This window comes from Streptomyces sp. (genome assembly GCF_050698815.1).
Lineage (GTDB): Bacteria > Actinomycetota > Actinomycetes > Streptomycetales > Streptomycetaceae > Streptomyces.
This window is the reverse complement of sequence record NZ_JBOHCV010000446.1, coordinates 1-3,252: the sequence shown is the minus strand read 5'-3', so window position 1 is coordinate 3,252 and position 3,252 is coordinate 1. Positions and strand designations below refer to the sequence as shown.

The 3,252-nt window shown below is 70.3% G+C and carries 2 protein-coding genes and 1 pseudogene; all 3 read left to right on the top strand.

Translation table 11 applies throughout. From position 1 onward, the window contains the following. A partial coding sequence (locus ACRDP3_RS16305; RefSeq protein ID WP_431517679.1) for a M20/M25/M40 family metallo-hydrolase occupies positions 1-1,322 on the top strand: 1,322 nt, incomplete at its 5' end. Between the two features lie 220 nt (positions 1,323-1,542). Further along, positions 1,543-2,470, top strand: a pseudogene (bla, locus tag ACRDP3_RS16300) (class A beta-lactamase). A gap of 167 nt (positions 2,471-2,637) precedes the next feature. Beyond that, a complete protein-coding gene (locus tag ACRDP3_RS16295; RefSeq protein ID WP_431517678.1) occupies positions 2,638-3,216 on the top strand; it encodes a dihydrofolate reductase family protein in 579 nt (192 codons plus the stop codon). The last annotated feature ends 36 nt before the right edge of the window (positions 3,217-3,252 follow it).

Genomic DNA, 3,252 nt, shown 5'->3' with positions numbered 1-3,252 from the left:
GCTCCGCCGTCGGGGCGCCGACCGACGACCCGCCGGCCACCGCGCAGCGCCCGGGGCGCGAACTCCGCGCGCTGCTGGCGGAGATCGACCAGGACCGCATCGAGGCCATCGTGCGTCGTCTCGCCGCCTTCGGCACCCGTCACACCCTGTCGTCGCAGGACGACCCCGAGCGCGGGATCGGGGCCGCTCGCGACTGGATCCAGGCGGAGATGAAGAAGTACGCTGCCGCGTCCGGCGGCCGTATGACCGTCGAACTCCAGTCGTACGTCCAGGAGCCGGCGTCGCGGATCCCGGTGCCGACCAAGATCACCAACGTAATGGCCACCCTGCGCGGCTCGGTCGACCCCGGCCGCGTGTACGTCGTCTCCGGCCACTACGACTCACGCGTGACCGACGTCATGGACGCCACCAGTGACGCGCCCGGTGCCGACGACGACGCCTCCGGGGTGGCCGTGGCCATGGAGCTGGCCCGCGTGATGGCCACCCGGCGCCCCGCCGCGACGATCGTCTTCGCGGCCGTCGCCGGCGAGGAGCAGGGCCTGTACGGGGCCAGACACATGGCTCAGGTGTTCAAGGACGCCGGCGCGGACGTCCAGGGCATGTTCACCAATGACATCGTGGGCAGCTCGACGGCCGACGACGGCGCCCGGGACCGGGGCACCGTGCGGCTGTTCGCCGAGGGCGTGCCGACCGCTGAGACACCCGAGCAGGCCGCGGTACGCCGCTCCGTCGGCGGCGAGAACGACTCGTCGGCCCGCCAGCTCGCGCGCTTCGTCCGCGACGTCGCCGACAACGACGCGACCGGCATGCACGTCAACGTGATCTACCGGCGCGACCGCTATCTGCGCGGCGGTGACCACATCCCCTTCCTCGAACGGGCGTACCCGGCTGCGCGCTTCACCGAGCCGGCCGAGGACTACGCCCACCAGCACCAGGACGTGCGGGTCGAGGACGGCAAGCAGTACGGCGACCTGCCCGAGTTCTGCGACTTCGGCTACATCACCCGCGTCGCCCGGGTCAGTGGCGCGGCTCTGTGGACCCTCGCCCAGGCGCCGGGCACCCCCCGCGGAGCCAAGATCCTCACCAAGGCGCTGACCAACGAGACCGAACTGGTGTGGGAGCGCGGCTCGGAGCCCGATCTGGCCGGGTACGAGGTCGTGTGGCGGAAGACGACCGCCCCGGAGTGGACCCACGTGATCGACGCCGGAGACACCACAGGCCACACCGTAGACCTGTCGAAGGACAACGTCTTCTTCGGCGTTCGGGCGGTGAACCGGTCCGGCAACCGCAGCCCCGTCGCCTTCCCGGCACCGCAGCGCTGACCTCCGCACCCCGTGCGGAAAGCGGCCCTGACACGATCGCCGGCGCGGGACCCCGGCACGCGCCCGCGATCGTGGCAGGGTCCCGTGGCGGCTGGGCCAGCAGATCGACGGACCGCCGCGTAGTGCCCAGCGGGCACAATCCGGCGGGTGGTGTCGAGTTGCGGCACCCGGTGTCCGCGCCCGCTGGTACTCGCCTCGAGGCGTCCTGGAGGTTGGAACCATGCAGAACAGCCGTGTCCGGCGTGCCGTTCCCGGGGCGCTTGCCGTGCTCGCCCTCGTCCTGCTCGTGGCCTGCGGGCCAGACGGTTCGCCGGCCGCGCCGACTCCGTCCACCACGACGACAAGGCCGACTGCGGATGAGAAGCAGTTCGCGGGTGAATTCACGAAGCTCGAGCGCGAGTTCAAGGCGCGGCTGGGTGTCTACGCCGTGGACACCGGCACGGGCCGGGAGGTGGCCTGGAACGAGGGTGAGCGGTTTGCGTACGCCTCCACGTTCAAGGCGTTGGCCGCCGGCGCCGTGCTGGACGAGTACTCCCTGGACGGGATGGACCGGAGGATCACGTACTCCCGGGCAGACCTGATCGCCCACTCCCCCGTGACCGAGAAGCACGTCGAGACCGGGATGACGCTCAGCCAACTGTGCGACGGCGCCGTCCGCTACAGCGACAACACTGCTGCCAACCTGCTCCTCGACGCGCTCGGCGGCCCCCGAATCCTGGACTCCCACGCTGAAGGAGATCGGTGACGACGTGACCCGGATGGAGCGCCGTGAGCCCGAGCTGAGCCGGTGGGTTCCCGGCGAGACGCGGGACACCACGACGCCGCGGGCGCTGGCCAGGGACCTGCGCGCGTACGTACTCGGAGACGTCCTCCCCAAGGACGAACGCGCCCAACTCACGAAGTGGCTGCGGACCAACACCACCGGAGACGAACTCATCAGGGCCGGAGTCCCGAGGAACTGGGTGGTCGGTGACAAGACCGGGACCGGCAGCGGATACGGCGCCCGCAACGACATCGCTGTGGTGTGGCCCCCTGACGGTGCCCCGATCGTCATGGCGATCATGTCGAACCGGAAGACGGAGAACGCCGGCCACGACGACAGGCTGATCGCGGAAGCGGCGTCCGTTATCGCCGGCACGCTGTCGTAGCGGGGGCTGCGCCGCGATCGAGCGCGCACAGCGACGGAGCGCCGAATCGGCCGTAGCCTCTGGGGCCGCATCCGGGGCGGCCGGACTCAGGAGTCCAAGGGCGATGAGTCTCGCGGTGGTTGCCGGTCTGTATCCACACACGCGATCAACCGCACTCGAGGAGCATCATGACCGCTGCCTACACGTTCGACGTCTTTTCCAGCCTCGACGGCTTCGGCGCCGCCGGCGGCGACTGGACCGGGTACTGGGGCAAGCAGGGTCCCGAGCTCCTCGACCACCGCCTCGCCCTGTTCGGCGAGGAGCAGCGGATGGTCTTCGGGGCCACCACGTACCGGGCGTTCGCGGAGATGCTGGCCTCGAGCACCGAGGAGTCCGACGTGCGTGACCCATGGGTCACACGGATGAGGAGCCTGCCGGCAACGGTGGTGTCGACCACGCTGGAAGGACCCCTCGAGTGGGCGGATGCAACCGTCATGAGCGGTGACGCGGTCGACGTCGTCGCCCGGCTCAAGGAGGAGTCCGACGTGCCGCTGCGCTCGCACGGCAGCCTCGCGATGAACCGGGCACTGATGGCCGCCGGCCTGGTCGACCGCGTCCAGGTGACGCTCTTCCCCGTGATCACCGGCCAGACCGGAGAGGACCCGATCTTCCAGGATGCGGCCGACTTCGACCTCGAGCTGATCGAGAGCCGGACGCTCGACGGCCACATCCAAGAGCTCATCTACCGGCCCACCCTGCATATCTGAGCCCGTCCACGCACCCGCACCCCGTCAAGCAGCTCG

Excerpts from the sequence above, each read along its gene's own strand:
- ACRDP3_RS16295 (WP_431517678.1), top strand. The coding sequence starts at position 2,638 with ATGACCGCTGCCTACACGTTCGACGTCTTTTCCAGCCTCGACGGCTTC.